Here is a 20,234-nt window from a genome sequence, read left to right on the forward strand (position 1 = left end):
CATCTATTCCCGGGCAATCCATCACCCTGCCGAACGGCATAGCCCTGCCCGACTGTCCGCCTCTCGTGATGGTGGCCGCGCTCGCGCCCTGCGTTCCGCCGGCGATCAGCGCGCTTGCCTCTCAGCGTCGGGCAACCGGCATCATCCGATCTCCAAACCGGAGATGCGGTCACCCTCCAGCCCGAAGGTGAAGCTCAGCACGGCGGGGCTGCCGGGAAAGTCGCCGGTCACGATTGCCCGAACGACCGTCTTGTCGCCGGTCTGCGCGATGTTGATCGGCTCGGCGTGGTGGCGGTATTTGGCCTTGGCGGCCAGCCACCACGCGCGGATCGCCTGAGAACCGCGATGGACCTGGCCTTCGTCATGGACAACGGCAGTCGGGCCGAAGACGGCGGCAAGGGCGTTGCCGTCCTGCGGCGCGCGGGCGGTGAAATAGGTTTGGATGGGGCGGGGCAGCTGCATGTCTAGGTCCTTTCGCTACGGATAGGATCAACATAGCGCTGGACCGGCATGCGGATAATCAGGATAAAGCAGCATCTTTCGGTGACAGGATCGGGATGACGGATCAGGGGCTGACGCGGTTGGAGGCGGTGCTGGCCATCGCCCGGCGCGGATCGTTCCGGGCGGCGGCGCTGGATCTGGGCATGTCGACCACCGCGCTGTCGCATAGCATCGCGCGGCTGGAGGCCAGCCTCGGCGTGCGCTTGTTCAACCGCACCACCCGCAGCGTGTCGCTGAGCGATGCCGGCCGCGCCTTCGTCGCGCGCATCTCCCCCGCCGTCGCCGAGATCCGCGGGGCGATGGAGATGGTGCAGTCGCAACGGCTGACGCCCTCGGGCCTGCTGCGGATCAACGCCTCGGTGCAGGCGGGACGCGAGATCGCGCCGCTGGTCCTGGCCTTCCTTCGCCGTTTTCCGCAGATGCAGGTGGACCTGGTGACCGAGGGGCGGCTGGTCGACATCGTGGCCGAGGGGTTCGACCTGGGCCTCCGCCCTGCCGAGCTGGTGCCTCGCGACATGATCGCGCTCCCCCTGGGAAAGCCGCAGCGCCATGCCGTGGTCGCATCGCCCGCCTGGCTGGCAGCTCATGGCACACCCCTGACCCCGGCCGATCTGCCGTTGCACCAGTGCATCCGCGTGCGCCTGCCGAACGGCGCGCTGTTCCGCTGGTCATTCGACCGCGCCGGCGAGACGGTCCAGGTCGAGGCGCAAGGCCGCCTGACCATCGACGAGGCCGCCATCGCCCGCGCCGCCGTGCTGGACGGCGCCGGCATCGGGTTCTTCATCGAGCAGGACGTGGCAGATGACATCGCCGCCGGTCGGCTGGTCCGCCTGCTGGAGGACTGGACTCCGCCCAGGCCGGGCTTCAGCCTGTACTACCCCGGCAGACGCAACCCGTCGGCGGGGTTCAAGGCGTTTCTCGCAATGGTGCGAGAAGGGGCTGGCCAGGGTGTGGAGGACAACAACTGAGCGCGGGGACGGCCACTGTCATGGATGTGGCGACAGCGTCAGAGGCGCGGAACACGGGTCCAGTCCTCGACCCCCTGAACGTCCGTTCTAGCGGAAAGGCTGACGCCCGGACGTCCTGCTGCGGCCCCTAGGATCGAGCCTCGGCACCTGCTGCCAAGGGGGTGACGCGCCTCGAGACGACGCCCCATATTAGCTTCATCAGCATCTTGTATCGCTCGGCCCCCCGCTCCATCTTCCAGTCGCGGGCCGGGCCCCTCTGGCAACATGGTGTTGCGATGTCGGACCGCATCGAGCGTGCTCGATGCTGGCCCCCTGCGACCAGTGACGGCATGCGCCAGCTGGATCGGATATCTCATGCGACCTGAACTGACCTTCCTTCGCCGCCCGCGCCCGGCCACAGTCTTCGCCGGGTGCTGACATGGAATGGATACTCCTGACCATCGGCCTCGCCGGCCTCTTCCTCGGTGGAGAGGCGCTGGTGCGAGGCTCTGTCGGCATCGCGCGGCGGCTGGCGATCCCGCCGTTGATCATCGGGCTGACGGTTGTCGGCTTCGGCACCTCGACGCCGGAGCTTCTGGTCTCGGTCGACGCGGCCCTGCGTGGCTCGCCCGACATCGCCATCGGCAATGTCGTCGGCTCGAACATCGGCAACATCCTGTTGATCGTGGGGCTGTCCGCGCTGGTGTGGCCCATTGCCGTGTCGGGCGGCACCCTGAAGCGCGACACCGCCGTGATGGTGGCTGCGGCCGTGGCGCTGGTGCCCTTGTTCTGGCTGGGCACGGTCGGACCTAGCGCCGGCGCGCTGCTCGTCACGTGTCTTGTCGGCTACCTGATCTGGGCCTACCGCCAGCCGGGCGCCGAGGCACCCGACGAGTTGCAGGCGCCACTCCCGCCGCTGTGGCGATCCTTGATCTGGGTTGCAGTTGGGCTTGTCGCCCTGATGCTGGGTGCGCGTTTCCTGGTCGACAGCGCGGTGACCATCGCGCGGGGCCATGGCATCTCCGAGGCCTTCATCGGCCTGACCATCGTCGCGATCGGCACCTCCCTTCCGGAACTGGCCACCTCGCTCGTCGCCGCCTTCCGCCGCCAGTCCGAGATCGCCATCGGCAACATTGTCGGCTCGAACATCTTCAACGTGCTTGGCATCCTTGGCGCGACTGCGCTGATCGCGCCCGTTCCAGTGGCCGGACGGTTCCTGGCCCTCGACCTGCCGGTGATGATTGCCGCCTCGGCGCTGCTGACGGGAATGCTGCTTCTGCGGCCGCGCATCGGCCGAGGCTCGGGCGTCATGCTGCTGCTGGGCTACGCAGCCTATCTGTGGGTCGCTCAGGGCTGACGCAGCCTGTGCCGGCTGGTCGGGGGTAGCTCATCGGAGGGCCGTCCGGTCCTCCGCCGCCGCCCGTCTTGCGCGGAGCGGCGGCCATTCGCTTGACGCCCGACAGGGCGCTGGCCGGTCACGGCCGCAGCTTGCGCCTGTTCTCGATGCTGCGCTCAGCGAAACCTGTCGCTTGAACGAGGGTCATCCCCAGCTCCACGCAGGTTGCGGCAATCGCCTCGGAGTCCCGCGCATCTTCGGCGAGATGCGCATCATGTGAGGCATGCGCCTGGAAGGGGTGGCTCACTTCTGCGCCCGCGCGACCGCATTGGACACGACGTCTTTGGTGCTGGGTGCGGAGGCGTTGGTCTTCGGCTTTTCCTTCTTGGGCTTCTTCTCGTCGCGTTTACGTTTGTTCATGCCCTTGGCCATGGTCTGGCTCCTGTAAAGCCGTCGAAGGTTCGACGGACTCGGCAGCTTAGACCTTTCGCAGGGTATAGATAGGGAAATCGGCGGATGCCGGCATGGCGGGGGACGGGAGGTCAGCGGACCCCGCCCCGGATCTTCCCGGATCAGGGGCCAGCATCCGCCGCATGAGCCTGCTCAGGACGTGCCGGCCATGGCAAGGGTAAGTGCCGGTGCGTCCGGCAGCCGCGCGAGCCGGGTCAGCACCGCCGCCTCGTCCGCCTCATCTGGAAGCTCGTCCGTCCAGACCCTGAACGTTTCCAGCGTGTAGCGGCCGAACGAGGTGATCATGGCGCCATCCGCCGCGTCCCGGCCGCGCACCATCAGGACGCGCCCGATCCTCGGCGTGTTGTACCGGGCGTCGAAGGTGTACCAGCGATCCTCGAGATAAGCCTCGAACCAGGCGCAGAAGTCGCCGGGGCCGGATGGCGGAACGCCGACATCTCCTAGATAGCCGCTGGCATAGCGGGCCGGGATGTTCATCGCGCGGCAGAGCGTGATCGCTAGATGCGCGAAGTCCCTGCACACGCCCGTCGCCTCGGACATAGCGTGAGATGCCGTCTTGGTGGGGCGGCCGAACTTGTAGCCGAAGGTCAAGTGGTTGTGGACGTAATTGCTGATGGCCTGCACCCGCGCCCAGCCAGGCTGCGTCGATCCGAAGAGATCCCAGGCCTGCTGCGTCAGAAGATCGGAATCGCAGTAGCGGCTGGCCGTGAGGAAAGGGAGCGTCTCGGGCGGCAGATGGGCGATCTCGTGCTGGCGGGCGTTCCAGTTGAAGACATCGGGCTGCCCGTCAAGCTCTATCACGTCATCCGACCACAGCCGCGAGCGTCCAGGCACCAGGACCAGCCGTGCCCGGCGGTTGCCGAACGGGTCGATGAACTCTTCGACGGGCATCGCTGGTTCGGTCAGGATCTTGTTCGCGCCGAGGATGCGGCCGGGGACCGAGGAGTGCGGTGACAGCGCAAGGATCAGCGGGACCGGGGTCGGGGCGTTGATGCCGATTTCAAAGCCGAAGCGGATGAGCATTGCGTGCCTCCTTACAAGGGGCGATGATGGGGTTCGGGTAGCGCTCGGGTGCGGCCTCTGAGAGAACTGGAACAATCCATGCAGATCGACCAGACCAGGTGACGACGTTCAGCGTCCGGCACCGGACTCGATACTTCTATGACCGGCCGGTAAGCTTCGGTGTGCACCGCCTGATGATGCGTCCGCGGGACGGACACGACATGCGGCTTCTGACGTCGAGCTTGGCAGTGTCGCCCGCTCCCACCGTGCGATGGGAGTTCGACACCTTTGGAAACTCGGTAGCGCTGCTGACGTTCCCAAGACCCGCCGATGAACTTGTGATCGCCAGCGAGCTGACGGTGCGCCGCTATGGCTATGATGAGCCGGCCACGCGCCTGGCCTTGCATGCGGGGCCCTATCCGTTCCGCTACGGCCGGGATGAGCGGGTAGATCTTGCGCCGATGCTGCTGCGCGGCCCCCGGTCTGCTCGCGCGAGTCTGCAGAGCTGGCTGGCCGCTGCCCTGCCCGTTCACCCGGCCGAGACGATGGCGCTTCTGGACAACCTGGTGCAGGCCATCCACGAGGGTTTCACCTATGGCCGTCGAGATGAACAGGGCGTGCAGTCCCCGGCAGAGACGATCCGACTCGGCAGCGGCACATGCCGCGACCTGGCGGTTCTCTTTATCGAGGCCGCGCGCACCCTGGGCTTTGCCGCGCGTTTCGTCACCGGCTATCTCTATGATCCGGCAACCGACCTTGGCCGCGTGACGCCCACCGCCACATCTGAAGCCGTCTCAGGCGGCGGAGCGACCCATGCATGGGCGGACGTCTTCGTGCCGGGCGTGGGTTGGGTCGAGTTCGATCCGACGAACCGGATCATCGCGGGAAGGAACCTCATCCGCATCGCCGCTACACGCACGGCCGCGCAGGCCTTGCCCCTGGTCGGGACCTACGCGGCCACAGGCGCTCGTCCCCTCGGAATGGACGTTCAGGTCGCCGTGTCCAGGGAAGACTGAAATGTTCTCTGTCACTCCCTTCCACGCCGGTGGTTCAAGGTCTGGACTGATGATGGTTTGTGGAGCAAGATCTAGCCTCGGCTCTTCGGCCGCGGGCCGTGCGGTGCTTCGGGCGAAAGACTGGCCGACATGGTGTTAATGGCGGGCCTGCGACCCCATGTATAAGCTGCCGGCCAGGCTGTCTTGCGGGCCCATTGGAGGTCCCCGCGCTGCAGTGGATTGCGGACGAAGCCAAAGGTTGGACCGCAGGACTGCGGCGCCTGTGCAATTCGACTCGCCCGCGTGAGGCAATGGCGATACCGCCGCTTCTCCATCTCGCGACGGCCGTCTTCATGCGCCATCGGCTTGATCGCCGGGTGCCTATGAGGGCCGTGAGCATGATGTCGTCCTGCCTTGGTCCGAGCAGCGCAAGCCGACTGGATCGACACTAAATCCTCGTGAACTTATACGGAAAACACCACAATGAGCGAGAGCAACAGCCGCCAGCGTCAACAGGCAGAGGACGCCTTCGGCAAGACGCAGTCTCCCCGCACCGCTCGTGACCGAGCGTTCGACGAGATCGATGCGACGAAGGCAGCAGCAGAAGAAAAGACCTCCAAGCTTCGCGCGGCGCGTCTGGCAAGGGACGCGCAGAGCAAGGCCGAAAGTGCAAGCAAGCCGGCAGCGAAGCGCGCAAAGAAGCCAAAGTAGATGCGGACTTCCCGGGGCTGGACGAGCGCATGCGCAGCCAGTCAGGAGCATCGTTGCCAAGGCTATGTCGAAATAGGCATCAACATCTTCCGAGACTGGCGGTTCTCACTTTCAAATAACGAAGATTGATGCCATTAGCTGGATTGCGGATTCCAGCAACTCCGTCACTTCCTATTCTACCTCGACGGCAGAGGCGCCGGGGTAAGGGTGAGGACCACCGCTTCTTGCAATGTAAATGCAGGGTCTTCCAGCCGCCCGATGCTCACCAAGCCCCGCAACTCGCCCAGCAGGCATCACAGGATCAGGATCCGGGCCGTTATCGATCGGACCAATGCGTAGCGGGCGATGTCCATGGTTCGTCATCCGTCTGTCAGAGGACGGACAGGCCGGTCTTCGCGCAGCGCATTATAGCCTGCGGTGATAACGATGTCTCCGGCGTCAATGCCTTCCATCATGCAAACGCCTCCGTCTGCGACCTCGCCGAAGGCGACCGGCGTCGGCACTGCCTTGCTCTTCTCGACGCGCCAGACCCGCAAGGTGTCGTCAGGCTTGGTCACCAATGTCGTTTCCTGAACGAGTACGCCCCGGAGGGCCTGATCTGCGGCCACTTGCACTTTGATCGGGACTAACATGCCTAGGAGAAGATTGCTTTCCACAGAAAGCGCCGCTGCAAAAGTTACCAGATAGTTTCTGGTGACGGAGTCTGGTTCAGTCTCGTGTTCACGGTAGACCATAGCGACATAACCGGCGGTCGCCGGGTCGATAAGAGCCTCGATACGGACATTGTCCGTCTCGAAACTACCGCGCATCAGCGTTTCGGGAACTGCCACCTCCACGCGCCACTCGCTGACATCGTGAAGTTTGACAACGGCCATTCCCGGCTGGATGAAAGCGTTCTCCTCGGCGAGACATTGGGCAACCATGGCGTCAAAGGGCGCGCGTAGGACCGTCAATCCCAAGTCGCGTTCTGCATTGCGCTTGGCGATGCGCTGCTGATCGAAAGCTGTCGGCGCCTCTTCGAGGGCCGTATCGGCATTGATCTCTCTGGTGTTCAGATGCGTCGCGCGTTGCAGGGTGGCGGCCGACTGCGCCGTTTGCACCCGTTCCCGGTCCAGCGCCAATGTTTAAGGGGCAGGATCCAGCTGCGCGATGGGCGATCCCTCTGCCAAGATCTCTCCAACTACTTCGTAGACATTGAAAAGACGCACGTGAACTTCGCAGGCAATGTCGACCGTACTGCGCGCACCGATGGTTCCGACAAGATACGGTCCTAAGAGATTGGGATCGACCGGGCTTCAGCCGCGAGGACCGGCAGAGGAGTTTCATCGGCCATCGTACGCGAGACACCGCGCGCGAGTGAAAGGCCAACAGCGACCAAGACAAGGGTAGCTGCCTGAGCAATATTGCGGGGCTTGAAGGGCCCCGCCCGAGCTGTCCCCAAAGCCGACCCGAAGGCCGATCAGCAGCAAAAGCGGAGTAAAGTAGATCAGACAGTAGAAGACGACCCACAGATAATCCACCTCGATGCCCAAACCTTCGCGGTTGAAGTCGTCCAGCACGTTCAAGAGCCGGAACTGCCGTCAGTCGGCCAAGCGATCTGCCATGAGGTCCATGGACCAGACCAGGTTAGGTGCCTTCGGCACAGTCAGTTCCTGAGGCTTCTCCCGCTCCAGCCGTCGCCGCGGCTTGATCCGCAGGTTCAGCTCCAGCTCGCAATAGATCCTGTGGACCCGCTTGTGGTTCCAGACGTGCCCCTTCACGTTGCGCAGGTGCAGGAAACATAGGCCGAAGCCCCAAGTCTTGCATACATCGGTCAGCCCGACCAGCAGGTCGGCAATCAGCTCGTTCTCTTCATCACGCTTCGGACTGTAGCGGAAGCAGGTCTCGCTAACGCCAAATGCGCCGCAGGCCAGTGCGATGCCGATCCCCTTCGTCGCCACCGCCTTCTCGGCCAGCTCCCGGCGTTGAGCTGACCGCGTCACTTTTTTCCAGGAGCCTCTCGGAGCAGATCGGCCTGCATGCTAAGGTCCGCGAACATGCGCTTCAGCCGCCGGTTCTCATCCTCCAGTGCTTTCATCTGGCTCATCATGGACGCGTCCATTCCGCCATACTTCGCTCGCCATTTGTAGAACGTCGCGCTGCTGATCCCATGCTCGCGGCACAGCTCAGACACCGCCAAACTGCCCTCAGCCTGACGCAGCATGCCCATGATCTGGGCTTCGGTAAAACGGCTCTTCTTCCACATCCCCTTGACCATGGAGAGGATTACGGGACCAGCCGAGAAGCTTGGCCAGCGCGCCGGGCCGGACGCTGCCGCCGCGGTGAAAGGCCGCGAGCGCGGCGCCCGCCACTGTGTCGGGTGTCGCAGTCCGGCCCAGGCGCATGCCCGAGCGCGCGGCAAAGCCGGTGCCCACCGGGCCGGGTGCGACGGACAGCACCGACACGCCCGCCGGCCGCAGCTCGATCGAAAGAGCTTCGGCGAATTTCTGGACGAGCCCTTGGTCGCGCCGTAGGCCGGCGAAAACGGCGCGCCGCTGAAGCCGACCACCGAGCTGAGAAGGACGATGCCGCCGCGCCCCTTTACCGCAAGCCGCTGCCCGAAACCATGGGCCAGCGCCACCGTCGCCCGGCAGTTCAGTTCGATCATGTTCAGCTCATTCTCCACGTCCTGCGCCAAAACGGGACCGACGGCGCCGAAGCCGGCAACGGCGATCAGCAGGCCGACCGGCTCGGCGGCAGTCAGGCGCAGCAGCTCGGCTGTGCGCGCGGGCTCCGAAAGGTCAAGCGCCAGCGCCTGCATCCGGACGTCGAAGCCGGATCAGAGATCACCAGCCAATTCTTCTAGGACGGCCAGCGCCTGGCGACGATGATCAGGTCGAACCCCTGCTCTCCCAACGGTTCAGGCTCCAGCTCCGCCGCGGCAGGCGCCAGTCGATCCCTTCCAGCAGCATCGCCAACTGCACCGGCGTCAGCGCAACCTTGCCCTCCTTTGCCGACGGCTACACGAACCGGCCCCTCGCCAGGCGCTTGCTGAACAGGCAATCAACCTGGCCGTACCACCAGATGATCTTGATCAAGTCACCGCGCCGACCTCGGAAGACGAAGATTTGTCCAGCAAACGGGTCCTGCTTCAGCACTGTCTCTGCCTGTGCCGCAAGTGTCGTGAACCCGCGCCGCATGTCGGTCACGCCTGCCGCCAGCCACACGCGGGTGTTTTGCCGGGACTGGGATCATCCGGACAGGCCGCGGATCAGCCGGGCTAGCGCCTCGGGATCAAAGGCTCCGCTGATCCGCAGTCGGTGGCCACCTGCTGTATCAATTTCGATAATGCCTGCTGCAGGCACTGGACCGGCGGCGGCACGGTTATCGTCGTGCATGGGCCGATCGACGATCTCGACGGGGAGGAAACGCGCCGTATCCGGCTCCGCCGGGGGCTCCGGCGCATACCGTGGGTCACGGCCACATGAAGATCAGGTTGGCGGTCATTGCGTAGCGCTCCGCCACCTGCGCAACCGACACGCCGGGTGCCGTCGTCTGCAACAGATCGACTGCTTCTCCTCATTCGTCCAAATCCGCTTCGTCCGGTTTGCCATCACGCATCCAAAGTGTCCACTATCTCGTGGTGGACCCTATCGATCACCCTCTACACGAGGCAGTGCAGCGGCGCCGGACGCTTACAACGCCTTCCACGATCTCGACCTGCAGGGCGATCTGGCAGCGATGTTGTCTGCTGCGGACAACAAAGAAGCCGCCTCATATGAGGCGGCTGGATCTTCGCTACAACTGGTTGCGGGGACACGGTTCAAAAACTGTTTCGCTATTTCGGAAGCAATACTCGGCCCATCTCGAAGTAGCCATCAGATGACGTGAATGCTCCAGCTCCCTGACCTGCCGCCGACCATATCTGATGGTCCAACCCGGAAGCCACAATGATCATGAGAAAAAAACGGATGAAACTACGCGTTGCGATTTATGCGCACACATCGAAAAAGCGCGACAATATTCACGAGCAGATATATAACTGCCGGATCTTTGCCATAGAGCAAGGCTGGCAGACGTTCGACATCTTTCTAGATGAAAATTTGCTCGATATACGAACTGACCGTCCTGACTTGTCCTTGCTCAAGTTGGAAGCCGCCGCAGGATATTTCGATATTGTTCTGTGCGACCATAGTGATCGGATCACTCCCAATATCTGGGAGATCCGCGATTTTCTTGTAAACCTTCACAATTGTGGAGTACGCTCGTGGTCCGTTAAAGAAGGGTCGCTTCATGGTATGAGAGTATGGCTTCAAGAAACGCTGCCAGACTTGGACAACCCCGCCGATGGCTGACGCAGCCCAGCGAGGATGATAAGACATCGCCGACATTACAAGAATCCCCTACTGGAGTGCTAAAGGGTTTCGCTCTCGATCCGATTTGAGGGACGACTATTCGTACTTGAAACAGTCTTGGCGCGGATTTTGTCAGAGACACCCTTCACCGCCTTGTGGGTCAGGCCCATTTGACGACGGCTCGTTGCGTGATTCAGCCTCCGCAAGGCGACCGACCGATTATGAGCCTGTCGACGAGACGGATACGGCCTCGGCCCGCCCCGACATCCTCGCACTCGTTGATCCGGTGATCAGTATGGAGGAAGGCAGTATCCATCCGCAGTCGCGCGAGGAGTTGATCGGCACCACACCTGATGATGCTACGCTAGATGCCCACTCGATCTACAAGCTCGTGACAGCCGAGATGCCGCCGACTTTCATCTTCGAGGCCAATGACGATGACGCGGTCATTCCCGAGAGTACTTTCCGCTTCGTGGCCGCCTTGAAGGAGGTGGGCGTCCCGGTCGAGCTGCACCAGTTCGAACAAGGTGGACACGGCTTCTCGTTACGGATGGTGCGCGACATGCCGACGGAAGCATGGCCCGAACTTCTTGTGGAGTGGCTAGGATCAAAGGGTATGCTCGACTGAACCTGGCGCAGGCAGGATGGGGAGTGCCGTATCCGCACGTCAGCTCGATCTGCCATTTGTGGCAAGCGAAGACTGCATCCATCGAGGATCGAAATCATGAGGGAGGAGAGGACCATGGTGGAAACGCAACGGCTGACGCGCCGGGCGATGGCATTCGTGCTGGCGGGGGGCCGGGGCAGTCGCCTGAAGGAGCTGACAGACCGGCGGGTCAAGCCCGCCGTCTATTTTGGCGGCAAGACCCGCATCATCGACTTTGCCCTGTCGAACGCGATGAATTCCGGCATCCGCAAGATTGCCATTGCAACGCAGTACAAGGCCCACAGCCTGATCCGGCATTGCCAGCGCGGCTGGAACTTCTTTCGGGCCGAACGCAACGAGTTCCTGGACATCCTGCCGGCCAGCCAGCGCACATCCGAGGATCACTGGTACCGCGGCACCGCAGATGCGGTCACCCAGAACATCGACATCGTGGACGACTACGATGTCGACTACATCGTCATCCTGGCGGGCGACCACATCTACAAGATGGACTACGAGATCATGCTGCGCGAGCATGTCGAAAGCGGCGCGGATGTCACCGTCGGCTGCCTGACCGTGCCGCGGATGGAGGCTACGGCCTTCGGCGTGATGGACGTGGACGCCACGGGCCGCATCGTGTCCTTCCTGGAGAAACCCGCCGATCCGCCCGCAATGCCGGGCGAACCGGACAAAGCTCTGGCGTCGATGGGCATCTATGTCTTCAACTGGGCCTTCGTGCGCGACCTGTTGCTGCGCGATGCGCAGGACCCCACTTCTAGCCACGACTTCGGCACCGACCTGATCCCTGACATCGTCAAGAACGGCAAGGCGATGGCGCACCGGTTCGACACGTCCTGCATCCGCGAGGCGCATGCGCCGGCCTATTGGAAGGACGTGGGCACGGTCGATGCCTTCTGGCAGGCCAACATCGCGCTAACCGATTTCACGCCCGAGCTTGACCTGTGGGACACGGATTGGCCGATCTGGACCTATTCCGAAAGCACCCCTCCTGCCAAGTTCATCCATGACGAGGCCGACCGGCGGGGCGTGGCCATATCGTCGATGGTGTCGGGGGGGTGCATCATCTCGGGGACCGAGATCCGCAACTCGCTGCTGTTCACCGAGGTGCATACCAACAGCTACGCGGTGCTGGATCACGCGGTGGTGCTGCCGTATGTCACCGTGAACCGCCATGCCCGGCTGCGCAACGTCGTGATCGACAGCCGCGTGGTCATCCCCGAGGGCCTGATCGTCGGAGAGGACCCCGAAGCCGATGCCCGCTGGTTCCGCGTCAGTGAGGGCGGCGTGACCTTGATAACCCAGGACATGCTGGACCGGCGGGCGGCATCCCTGTGATGCGGGTGCTGTCGGTCGCCTCCGAGATCGCCCCCCTGGTCAAGACCGGAGGGCTTGCCGATGTCACGGGCGCGCTGCCCGCCGCGTTGGCGGGCATGGACGTCCACATGCGCAGCCTGGTCCCGGGCTATCCAGCGGTGATGGCCGCGCTGCAGGAGGCCGAGACCGTCCATGCCTTCGACGATCTCTTCGGCGGCCCGGCGGTCCTGCTGCAGGGGCGGGGCGCTGGGCTGGATCTGCTGGTGATCGACGCACCCCATCTGTATGACCGCCCCGGCAATCCCTATCTGGGCCCCGACGGCCGCGACTGGCCGGACAACCCCGAACGCTTTGCCGCGCTGTCCTGGGTCGGGGCGCATGTCGCGGCCCATAGCGCGGGCGCCTGGCGTCCACAGGTGCTGCACGGGCACGATTGGCAAGCGGGCTTCATGACCGAATACCTGCCGCGCATGGGCGGGACCGACGTGCGGTCGGTGCTGACGATCCACAACATCGCCTTTACCGGGACGGCCGATCCGGGGCGGCTGCATTCCCTGCGTCTCGACCCCGCGCGATTCAACAGCGAGGGGTATGAGTTCTGGGGCGGCATCTCGGCGCTGAAGGCGGGGCTGATGAGTGCGGACGCGCTGACGACCGTGTCGCCCAGCTATGCGGACGAGCTGATGACGCCGGAATTCGGCATGGGCCTGGACGGGGTCATGCGCCACCGGCAGGCGGCGCTGACCGGTATCCTGAACGGCATCGACGAACAGGTCTGGGACCCGGCGACCGACCCGGCCATCGTCCCCTTCACCGACCCGGCGAGCAAGGCCGCCGCCAAGGCCGCGTTGCGGGTGGAACTGGGTCTGCCGCAGGCGGAGGGGCCGCTTTGTGTGATCGTGTCGCGAATGACCCATCAAAAGGGGCTAGACCTTGTGCTGGAGGCGCTGCCGGCGCTGACAGCGGCAGGCGGACAGCTGGCCCTCCTCGGGTCGGGAGATCCGGTCCTGGAACAGGCGTTCCTGCAGGCGGCGGCGGACCCGAACATCGCTGTGCGCATCGGCTATGACGAGGCGCTTTCGCACCGGCTGATCGCCGGGGGGGACGCGATCCTGGTGCCATCGCGGTTCGAACCCTGCGGACTGACGCAGCTGTACGGGCTGCGCTATGGCACCATCCCGGTCGTCGCGCTGACCGGCGGCCTGGCCGACACGGTCATCAACGCGTCGCCCGCGGGGCTGGCGCGCGGCGTGGCCACGGGCATCCAATTCGCGCCCGTCACTGCGGTGGCGCTGCGCGGGGCGCTGATGCGGCTGGCGACCCTTTATGCGGACCGCGACACCTGGTCCCGGATGCAGGCGAACGCCATGGCCCATCCCGTCGGATGGGGACAATCGGCTCGTGCCTATGCCGACCTCTATGCAAGGCTGACCCGTACGTCATCACCCAAAACATCGCGATGACTGCAGGGCGTCCCACGCTCCTGGGTGCGAGCGTCTCTTTCATGACATCCTGCTTTCCTTGTGCTTCAACAGCAAAATAGGCGAGCTCCCGGCAGACGCGCCCGCGGCAATAGAACGCGCGAGTTCGCCCCGCAGTGATGTCACCGCCTGAGCTACGAGATCCAATTTCACATTACCTGACGAACACTCATCCGTGTCCTGATCATGCAACACGTAGCCACGCCCCCACACTGTCTCGATCAGGTTCTTTCCACTGGGACCACCGATCATCCACTGTATCGGGGCAACATGCCGAGTCAGACATAAATTCGTCCATTGCTGATTTTCCTGTGGAATGGGACGCGCTATCCTGAAATGCGACTTTCTGTGCTCAACAATGGGTTGAGCCGCGAAAGGATCATCGTATGAAGGTTCGGTTCTCCCACCTCTCCCTTCCTGAGCGCCGCAAGATCTAGCGCTGGCGGCATATGAAACTGAGTCTTCACGAGATGGCGCGAAGGCTTGGCCGGCACCGCTCGACGGTACCTGCAGGCGCAGGTGGGCACCCGAACCTGGTTCTGCGAGGCGCAGTCACTCTGGCAGAAAGGGGCCGTCGAGAACGCCAACAAGCGGCTCAGACGCTGGCTCTGCCGCGACACTGATACAAACAAACTCTCTCAGGAGGAACTCCGTCAGCCCTGCGCGGGCCTCAATGCCACGCCGCGCAAGTGCCTCGGCTTCCGCACCCCTGCTGAGGTGTTCAAGGCCAACCTACTCGGACGCGGCTACAGAAAAAATAAGCTCCCCCGGCAACCGTTGTCGCATTTGGGCTAGCGCGTCCACCTGGCGTACAACCGTCGCCATATGGCAAAAGTTGGTCTGACGCCGGGCCCCAGACGAAATTTCGTCGACGATGCTGCACATCGGCAGGATCAGAGCGTTCGAGGACGGCTATGCCTGCCCGGGCTTGGCGGCCCAGCCAGACATAGCCGCGTAAAGGCCTCAATGCGCCACGATGACCGCATCCAGCGCGGGGACGGTGCCGGTGGCCAAATCGCCCCAGAGGCAGGTCGCGGCGGCGTCAAGCGGAACGCCTCCGACCGTCACGGACACGGGCTGCGGCTGATCGGTGGGGTTGACCAGCCAGGTGAACCGCCGGTCGCCGTCCCTGTGCAGGCGGCCCTTGACCATGTTGTTGCCGGTCCCGACCACCGGACGGATGCCCGCCCAGTCCAGGCACTTGCGGAACCACGCCGCCGCGTCGGGCTGCCCCGCCTCGAGCGCGCGGAAATGGCCGGCCGAGACATGGCTGCCGACCAGCAGCGTCCTGCCGTCCCCATGGTCCGAGGCCGTCAGAGCGATCCGTCCGTCGTCGAACCGCCCAAGGACATTCGCCCCCGCCGCATGATAGGACTGGATGAAGCCGCCGCAGGTCAGCCGCTGCTCGTCCAGGACAAGCGCCGTGTGATGGGCAATGTCGGGCATGAATTCGACCTCGTCCTCGGTAACGCCGAACACAGCGTCCAGCCCGGCGCGGGGCTGCCGGGCACCCGCGCGGCCCATGTCACCGAAATAGCCCGGACACGCCTCGGAGATCAGCCTGCCGCCGCGCGCGACCCAATTGGCAAGCCGCCCGGCCAAGGCGTCCGGGATCAGGATTGGGTAGGGCGCGTAAATTACATCATAGCCGTCGATGTCGTCTGAATGCACCCAGTCCGGCTGGATGCCCAAGTCGAAGAAGCCGCGATAGGCGCCCCACATCGCATCCTGATAAGTCGTGAAGCTGCCTTCGGACGACAGCAGGCGGTCGAAGCGCTGCGCCTCGGGGATCATCAGGATGCCGACCTCGCCGCGCACTGGTCTGGCAGCCATCAGGTCCGCCTGTCCGGGTTCATTAGCCCACCGCCCGATCGCGGCCTGCATGTCCGACCGGGGGGTGCGGCTGCCGTCCATGCCATAGGCGCCGAACGCGCCGAACAGCGGCCCGTCCAGCAGCGGGCGATAGCGCAGGTTCATCATTCCCCGCGCCCCCGCCGCGAACGAGGCCATCGACCACAGTCGGATATCTTCCGGCGTCGCAACACGGGCGTCGTCCTTGGCGCGGCCCAGAACCTGCGGCTGCATCCACAGCGGGCCGCCCTGCCGTTCGGCGTGCCAGAAGGGCTTGCCCCGGGACGCGCCGCGGATCAGATCGCCGGCGTAGAAATTGCGCCAGGGCTGGTTTCCTTTGCGCGCGGCGATCCAGGTATAGCCGTAGATGTCCACCTGCCCGGCCGCCCGCCAGTCGTTGCAGCCATGCCCGGCCAGCGCGGTGACGGCCCCCGCGATTCCGTGCGAGACGATGGCCGCATCCGGATCGGCGGCCCGGATCGTGCGGATCTTGTCCTCGACATGGGTGTAGAAGTTATCCTCGCGGAAGGTCATCCAGTCGAGGCACTCGGCGTAGGGCTGGATCTGCCGGGGCGGCATGATGTCGTCCCATTCGGCATAGGAATAGCGGTGCCAGACCTCGGCCAGGGCATCGAGGCTGCCGTACTTGTCCTGAAGCCAGCGCCGGAATGCGGCCGCCGTCGGGTCCGAAAAATCGAACTGGGGCTGATAGTTGACCTCGTTGTTGACGTCATAGCCCATCAGGCCGGGATGGCCGCGGTAACGTTCGGCAAGGCGCGTCAGAAAGCCCATGACCGCGTCATGCACCGCCGGATCGTTCAGCGTCAGCGGGCCGGCCCCGCCCAGACCCTCGCCAAAGCCACCGACGGCGGTCGACGGGCTGAGCTGCGAGGCCATGGGCCGGCCGTCCGCCGTCCGCATCCGCGCATGGTCCATCCGCCGAGTCAGCCAGTCGGGCGCGGCCATGGTGAATTCCGCGATGACGGTCGAGAGCCCGTGCGCTGCCGCAAGGTCCAGCTGGCGGTCGCAATCGTCCCAATCGAAACGGCCGGGGGCGCGTTCGATCGCGGACCACATGAACCAGTGGCGGAAGGTGTTCAGCCCGTCCTCGGCGGCGACGGCATAGTCGCGGTCCCAATCCTCGCGCGGGGGGTTCGACTTTCGGAAATAGACGGCGCCATAGGGGACGCGGGGGTGATCCTTGGCCATGACGGCTCCTTCTTAAGTCTTCAGCGGGCAGCGGGGGCCGACAGCGCGCGCAAGGTGCGGACAAGGGCCGAATGGTCCAGATCGCCATCGCCGCGCCCGACGGCCGCCGACATCATCTGATGGGCCAGCGCGGTTCCAGGCAGCGCGCGGTCCAGGCTGCGGGCCGCATCGACGGCAAGGCCAAGATCCTTGCGGTGCAGCGCGATGCGGAAGCCGGGATCGAAAGCCTGATCGATCATCCGCTGGCCGTGGACCTTCAGGATGGTGCTGTCGGCAAAGCCGCCCAACAGTGCCTCGCGGACCTTGGCGGGATCGGCCCCGGACCATTCAGCCAGCGACAGAGCCTCGGCCACGGCCGAGATGGTCAGCCCGACGATGACCTGGTTGCAGACCTTGGCCGTCTGCCCGTCCCCTGCCCCGCCGATATGGGTGATCCGCTTGCCCATCAGCTCGAGGATCGGCAGCGCGCGCTGGAACGCGGCCTCGGATCCGCCGGCCATGATCGTCAGCGCGGCGTTCCGCGCACCAGCTTCTCCGCCCGAAACGGGGGCATCCAGCCATTCGCCACCTGCCGCCACTATGCGCGCCGCATAATCCCGCGTCGCCACCGGCGAGATCGAGCTCATGTCGATGACCAGCGTGCCGGGTTGCAGGGCCGCCGCAATGCCGTCCTCGCCGAACAGTACCTGTTCGACGTCCGGCGTGTCGGGCAGCATCAGGATCACGATCTCGGCCCCTGCCGCCACCTCGGCGGCACTGGCCATCGCGCGGCCTCCCGCATCGACAAGCGGCTGAGAGACCGGTTTGACCCGGTGCAATAGCAGCTCGTGCCCCGCCGCGATCAGGTGCTCTGCCATCGGGCGCCCCATCACGCCCAGTCCGATAAAGCCGATCTTCATGGTGCCACTCCGTGCTGTGTCATCCAATCAAGCCCTTGGGATGTCCGGCCAAGTGGCTTGTATTCGCAGCCGACCCAGCCATCGTAGCCAAGCCGGTCCAGTTCCGCGAAAAGGAAGCGGTGGTTGATCTCTCCGGTGCCGGGTTCGTGCCGGCCGGGATGGTCCGCGATCTGGATATGGGCGATGCGGCCCTGATGGCGTTGGAAGGTCGGGACCAGATCGCCCTGCATGATCTGCGCGTGATAGAAATCGTATTGCAGCCACAGGTTCGCGTGTCCGGCCATGTCCATCACCCGCAGTGCATGATCCACCCGCGCGCAGTGAAAGCCGGGGATGTCGCGGGTGTTGATCGGCTCGACCAGCAGGCGGATGCCGGCATCGGCAAGGCGCGGCGCAGCGTAGGCAAGGTTTTCGGCCATCACCTGATCCAGCGAGACGGGGTCCATCCCGGCCGGCGCGATGCCGGCAAGGGCGTTCACCTGCCGGCAGCCAAGCGCGGCGGCATAGCGCAGCGCGGTCTCGACCCCCTCTCGGAACTCGGCCCGGCGGTCCGGCAGGCAAAGAATGCCCCGCTCGCCCGCCGCCCAATCGCCCGAGGGCAGGTTGAACAGGATCTGCTGCAGACCCGTCTGCCGCAGGATCGCGGCGACATCCTCGGGCGGGTGATCATAGGGGCCGAGGTATTCGACCGCGCGGAAGCCGTCGGCAGCCGCGGCGGCGAAGCGGTCGATGAACGCGTGCTCGGGGTAAAGCATCGACAGGTTGGCGCTGAATTTGGGCATTGGATCCTTGAAGGTCAGGCGCGAAAGCGGGTGCGGTGCAGCATCCGGCGGTTGCGTGGGTCGGGATTGGGCACGGCCGAGATCAGGCTTTGGGTGTAAGGCTCGCGCGGGCGGGTGCAGATGTCGTCGGCGCTGCCGGTTTCAACGACGCGGCCGCGATGCATCACCGCAACCCGGTCGCAGAAATAGCGCACGACCGAGATGTCATGCGCAATGAAGATGAAGCTGAGATCCAGCCGCCGCTGCAGGTCCAGCAGCAGGTCCAGCACCTGCGCCCGGATCGACACGTCGAGGGCCGATGTCGCCTCGTCCGCGATGATTATGCGCGGGTTAAGCGCCAGCGCGCGGGCAATGCCGATGCGCTGGCGCTGGCCGCCGGAAAAGGCGTGCGGATAACGCTCCATGGCGCTTCGGTCGAGGCCGACCAGTTCAAGCAGTTCTGCGATCCGCGCGTCCAGCGCCGCGCCCTTAAGTCCGCCCGCTACGACCAGCGGATCGGCGATCACCTGCTTCACGGTCATGCGCGGGTTCAGCGAGGCGTAGGGGTCCTGAAACACCAGCCGCACGGCCGAGCGATAGCGCGCAAGGTCGGGGCGGTTCATTATCGTGACCTCGGCCGGGGCGGCGTCGCCCTGCCACCGGATGCTGCCGGTCGACGGCTCGATGATGCGCAGCAGCATCCGCCCAAGCGTCGTCTTGCCCGAACCGCTTTCGCCGACGATGCCTAGGTTCTCGCCCGGCCACAAATCAAGGTTCACCTGATCGACCGCCTTGATCGCAAAGGTCTGGCGGCCCCGCCAGTTCACCGCGCCGAACCCCTTGCCAAGTCCGCGCACCGACAAGAGCGGCGTGCCGTCCATCCGGGGCGCTTCGCGCTTGGCACTACTGTCCAGCTTGAGCGTCGCCTCAAGAAGGCGGCGGGTATAGGGATGGTGCGGGGCGTGAAAGATCTGGTCCACCGGACCCTGTTCGACAATGCGGCCCCATCGCATGACGGCGACGGCGTCCGCTACCTCCGCTACAAGGCCCAGATCGTGCGTGATCATCAGCATGGCCATCCCGCGTTCCCTTTGCAGGCGCGCGATCAGGTCCATGATCTCGGCTTGGGTGGTCACGTCCAGCGCGGTCGTCGGCTCGTCCGCGATCAGGATGTCCGGATCGCATGCCAGCGCCATCGCGATCATCGCGCGCTGGCGCATCCCGCCGGAAAACTCGAACGTATAGCGGTCGGCCATGCGTTCGGGATTGGCGATCTCGACCTGACGCAACAGGTTCACCGTCTCGGCCTTGGCCTCGGGCTTGGTCATCCTGCGGTGCAGCAGCAGCGCCTCGGCGATCTGGGTGCCGATGGTGCGCACGGGCGACAACGAGGACATCGGCTCCTGGAAGATCAGGCCGATGCGGCCGCCACGGACGGCCCGGATCTCGCGGCTGTTGGGCGCCATCCCGTCCAGCCGCAGCTCCGCTCCGGTTTCGTCCCGCAGCGTGATCGTGCCGCCCGCGACCCGTGCCTGCGGGTCGATCAGCCGCAGCAACGCCCGCGCCGTGACCGACTTGCCCGAACCGCTTTCCCCGACAAGACACAGGGTCCGGCCGGAGTGCAGATCAAAGCTGACATCCCGGACGGCGTGCAGGATGTGGCTGCGAAGGTGGAAGTCGATGCTAAGATCGCGCACCGACAGGATGGGGGTCGTCACCGGCTGGCCGGCGGCGGGGGGTGTGTGCTGGGTCATC

At 64.8% G+C, this 20,234-nt stretch carries 16 protein-coding genes and 4 pseudogenes; 9 read left to right on the forward strand and 11 right to left on the reverse strand.

All coding sequences use genetic code 11. The features are described from left to right. Nucleotides 1-141 precede the first annotated feature (141 nt). Nucleotides 142-462, reverse strand: coding sequence for a nuclear transport factor 2 family protein (locus tag BLP73_RS09315; RefSeq protein ID WP_090742969.1), 321 nt, complete (start codon nt 460-462; stop codon nt 142-144). Between the two features lie 95 nt (nt 463-557). On the opposite strand from BLP73_RS09315, the gene BLP73_RS09320 reads away from it, so the two are divergent. Continuing rightward, nucleotides 558-1,469, forward strand: coding sequence for a LysR family transcriptional regulator (locus BLP73_RS09320; protein ID WP_090742972.1), 912 nt, complete (start codon nt 558-560; stop codon nt 1,467-1,469). A gap of 418 nt (nt 1,470-1,887) precedes the next feature. Further along, nucleotides 1,888-2,805 (forward strand): calcium/sodium antiporter, encoded by a 918-nt coding sequence (locus tag BLP73_RS09325; protein ID WP_090742975.1) that lies wholly within the window; start codon nt 1,888-1,890, stop codon nt 2,803-2,805. Between the two features lie 282 nt (nt 2,806-3,087). On the opposite strand, the gene BLP73_RS19925 is transcribed toward BLP73_RS09325, so the two are convergent. Then, on the reverse strand, nt 3,088-3,216 hold the full coding sequence (locus BLP73_RS19925; protein ID WP_281179925.1) for a hypothetical protein: 129 nt from the start codon (nt 3,214-3,216) through the stop codon (nt 3,088-3,090). A gap of 171 nt (nt 3,217-3,387) precedes the next feature. Next, nucleotides 3,388-4,278 carry a transglutaminase-like domain-containing protein gene (locus BLP73_RS09330; protein ID WP_090742978.1) on the reverse strand — a complete coding sequence of 297 codons (891 nt, stop codon included), beginning with the start codon at nt 4,276-4,278 and terminating at the stop codon, nt 3,388-3,390. A 98-nt stretch (nt 4,279-4,376) separates the two neighbouring features. Between BLP73_RS09330 and BLP73_RS09335 the strand changes: the two genes are divergently transcribed. Together BLP73_RS09335 and BLP73_RS09340 are read left to right on the forward strand one after the other, a co-directional pair. After that, a complete protein-coding gene (locus tag BLP73_RS09335) occupies nt 4,377-5,273 on the forward strand; it encodes a transglutaminase family protein (protein WP_090742981.1) in 897 nt (298 codons plus the stop codon). A 462-nt stretch (nt 5,274-5,735) separates the two neighbouring features. Further along, nucleotides 5,736-5,963, forward strand: coding sequence for a hypothetical protein (locus BLP73_RS09340; protein ID WP_090742984.1), 228 nt, complete (start codon nt 5,736-5,738; stop codon nt 5,961-5,963). Between the two features lie 359 nt (nt 5,964-6,322). Here BLP73_RS09340 and BLP73_RS09345 read toward each other — a convergent pair whose 3' ends face one another. From BLP73_RS09345 to tnpB, 4 genes and pseudogenes are all read right to left on the reverse strand, one after another. Beyond that, complete coding sequence (locus BLP73_RS09345; RefSeq protein WP_090742986.1) at nt 6,323-7,084, reverse strand: efflux RND transporter periplasmic adaptor subunit; 762 nt, start codon at nt 7,082-7,084, stop codon at nt 6,323-6,325. Nucleotides 7,085-7,474: 390 nt separating this feature from the next. Next, nucleotides 7,475-8,208 (reverse strand): annotated as a pseudogene (locus BLP73_RS09350) (transposase); the annotation flags it as partial. A 252-nt stretch (nt 8,209-8,460) separates the two neighbouring features. Next, nucleotides 8,461-8,763 (reverse strand): annotated as a pseudogene (locus tag BLP73_RS09355) (SDR family NAD(P)-dependent oxidoreductase); the annotation flags it as partial. Nucleotides 8,764-8,833: 70 nt separating this feature from the next. Then, nucleotides 8,834-9,197, reverse strand: a pseudogene (gene tnpB, locus BLP73_RS09360) (IS66 family insertion sequence element accessory protein TnpB). Nucleotides 9,198-9,892: 695 nt separating this feature from the next. On the opposite strand from tnpB, the gene BLP73_RS09370 reads away from it, so the two are divergent. The 5 genes and pseudogenes from BLP73_RS09370 to BLP73_RS19995 all read left to right on the forward strand — a co-directional run. Then, nucleotides 9,893-10,297 carry a recombinase family protein gene (locus BLP73_RS09370; RefSeq protein ID WP_090742989.1) on the forward strand — a complete coding sequence of 135 codons (405 nt, stop codon included), beginning with the start codon at nt 9,893-9,895 and terminating at the stop codon, nt 10,295-10,297. Between the two features lie 184 nt (nt 10,298-10,481). Further along, entirely contained in the window at nt 10,482-10,925 is a 444-nt protein-coding gene (locus tag BLP73_RS09375; protein ID WP_090742992.1) for an alpha/beta hydrolase, read from the forward strand. Nucleotides 10,926-11,039: 114 nt separating this feature from the next. Beyond that, nucleotides 11,040-12,299 carry a glucose-1-phosphate adenylyltransferase gene (gene glgC, locus BLP73_RS09380; RefSeq protein ID WP_090742995.1) on the forward strand — a complete coding sequence of 420 codons (1,260 nt, stop codon included), beginning with the start codon at nt 11,040-11,042 and terminating at the stop codon, nt 12,297-12,299. Then, on the forward strand, nt 12,296-13,741 hold the full coding sequence (gene glgA, locus BLP73_RS09385) for a glycogen synthase GlgA (RefSeq protein WP_175453291.1): 1,446 nt from the start codon (nt 12,296-12,298) through the stop codon (nt 13,739-13,741). The genes glgC and glgA overlap by 4 nt, the downstream gene beginning before the upstream one ends. 522 nt (nt 13,742-14,263) lie before the next feature. Beyond that, nucleotides 14,264-14,554 (forward strand): annotated as a pseudogene (locus BLP73_RS19995) (transposase); the annotation flags it as partial. Nucleotides 14,555-14,722: 168 nt separating this feature from the next. Here the strand turns inward: BLP73_RS19995 and BLP73_RS09390 are convergent. From BLP73_RS09390 to BLP73_RS09405, 4 genes are read right to left on the reverse strand one after another with little or no spacing between them, the layout of a single operon-like run. Then, a complete protein-coding gene (locus BLP73_RS09390) occupies nt 14,723-16,819 on the reverse strand; it encodes a beta-galactosidase (protein WP_090743001.1) in 2,097 nt (698 codons plus the stop codon). A 20-nt stretch (nt 16,820-16,839) separates the two neighbouring features. Further along, entirely contained in the window at nt 16,840-17,718 is an 879-nt protein-coding gene (locus tag BLP73_RS09395) for a 2-hydroxy-3-oxopropionate reductase (RefSeq protein ID WP_090743004.1), read from the reverse strand. Next, on the reverse strand, nt 17,715-18,500 hold the full coding sequence (gene otnI, locus BLP73_RS09400; RefSeq protein ID WP_090743008.1) for a 2-oxo-tetronate isomerase: 786 nt from the start codon (nt 18,498-18,500) through the stop codon (nt 17,715-17,717). Before otnI ends, BLP73_RS09395 begins: the two co-directional genes overlap by 4 nt. A gap of 14 nt (nt 18,501-18,514) precedes the next feature. Then, on the reverse strand, nt 18,515-20,233 hold the full coding sequence (locus BLP73_RS09405) for a dipeptide ABC transporter ATP-binding protein (protein WP_090743012.1): 1,719 nt from the start codon (nt 20,231-20,233) through the stop codon (nt 18,515-18,517). Nucleotide 20,234 lies beyond the last annotated feature (1 nt).

The organism is Paracoccus tibetensis (assembly GCF_900102505.1).
GTDB classification, from domain to species: Bacteria; Pseudomonadota; Alphaproteobacteria; order Rhodobacterales; family Rhodobacteraceae; genus Paracoccus; species Paracoccus tibetensis.

Excerpts from the sequence above, each read along its gene's own strand:
- BLP73_RS09330 (WP_090742978.1), bottom strand. The coding sequence starts at position 4,278 with ATGCTCATCCGCTTCGGCTTTGAAATCGGCATCAACGCCCCGACCCCG.
- BLP73_RS09405 (WP_090743012.1), bottom strand. The coding sequence starts at position 20,233 with ATGACCCAGCACACACCCCCCGCCGCCGGCCAGCCGGTGACGACCCCC.
- BLP73_RS09320 (WP_090742972.1), top strand. The coding sequence starts at position 558 with ATGACGGATCAGGGGCTGACGCGGTTGGAGGCGGTGCTGGCCATCGCC.
- otnI (WP_090743008.1), bottom strand. The coding sequence starts at position 18,500 with ATGCCCAAATTCAGCGCCAACCTGTCGATGCTTTACCCCGAGCACGCG.
- glgC (WP_090742995.1), top strand. The coding sequence starts at position 11,040 with ATGGTGGAAACGCAACGGCTGACGCGCCGGGCGATGGCATTCGTGCTG.
- BLP73_RS09340 (WP_090742984.1), top strand. The coding sequence starts at position 5,736 with ATGAGCGAGAGCAACAGCCGCCAGCGTCAACAGGCAGAGGACGCCTTC.
- BLP73_RS09370 (WP_090742989.1), top strand. The coding sequence starts at position 9,893 with ATGATCATGAGAAAAAAACGGATGAAACTACGCGTTGCGATTTATGCG.
- BLP73_RS09390 (WP_090743001.1), bottom strand. The coding sequence starts at position 16,819 with ATGGCCAAGGATCACCCCCGCGTCCCCTATGGCGCCGTCTATTTCCGA.
- BLP73_RS09395 (WP_090743004.1), bottom strand. The coding sequence starts at position 17,718 with ATGAAGATCGGCTTTATCGGACTGGGCGTGATGGGGCGCCCGATGGCA.
- BLP73_RS19925 (WP_281179925.1), bottom strand. The coding sequence starts at position 3,216 with ATGGCCAAGGGCATGAACAAACGTAAACGCGACGAGAAGAAGCCCAAG.
- BLP73_RS09315 (WP_090742969.1), bottom strand. The coding sequence starts at position 462 with ATGCAGCTGCCCCGCCCCATCCAAACCTATTTCACCGCCCGCGCGCCG.
- BLP73_RS09325 (WP_090742975.1), top strand. The coding sequence starts at position 1,888 with ATGGAATGGATACTCCTGACCATCGGCCTCGCCGGCCTCTTCCTCGGT.